Below are 666 nucleotides of genomic sequence, written 5' to 3' on the forward strand. Positions count from 1 at the left end.
GTTCGTGATCAGTCGGCTCTTCCGCAAGGTCGAGCAGGGCAAGGCGCTGATCGTCTCCAAGACGCGCACGGTGGACGTCACCTTCACCGGGCAGGTCGTGCTGCCGGTGCTGCACAAGGCCGAGGTGATGGACATCTCGGTGAAGACCATCGAGATCTCGCGCACCGGGCGCGACGGGCTGATCTGCCGTGACAACATCCGCGCCGACATCCGCATCTCGTTCTTCGTACGCGTCAACAAGACCGTCGAGGACGTCATCAAGGTCGCCCAGGCGATCGGCACGGCCCGCGCGAGTGACAAGGCCACGTTGCAGGAGCTGTTCAACGCCAAGTTCTCCGAGGCGCTCAAGACGGTCGGCAAGCAGCTCGACTTCACCGACCTGTACACCAAGCGCGAGGAGCTGCGGGACCGGATCATCGAGGTCATCGGCACCGACCTGAACGGCTACAGCCTGGAGGACGCGGCGATCGACCACCTGGAGCAGACGCCGTTGAACCAGCTCGACACCCACAACATCCTGGACGCCCAGGGCATCCGGAAGATCACCGAGCTGACGGCCGTCGAGCACGTGCGCACCAACGAGTACCAGCGCCACGAGGAGAAGGAGATCACCCGCCAGAACGTGGACGCCCGCGAAGCCATCCTGGAGCTGGAGCGGCGCCAGTC

At 64.6% G+C, this 666-nt stretch carries 1 protein-coding gene; it reads left to right on the forward strand.

Features of this window, described 5'->3' with window-relative positions; translation table 11 throughout:
* Positions 1-4 precede the first annotated feature (4 nt).
* A partial coding sequence (locus tag KUM32_RS32355; RefSeq protein ID WP_308408774.1) for an SPFH domain-containing protein occupies positions 5-666 on the forward strand: 662 nt, incomplete at its 3' end.

This window comes from Streptomyces sp. AC627_RSS907 (genome assembly GCF_019049165.1).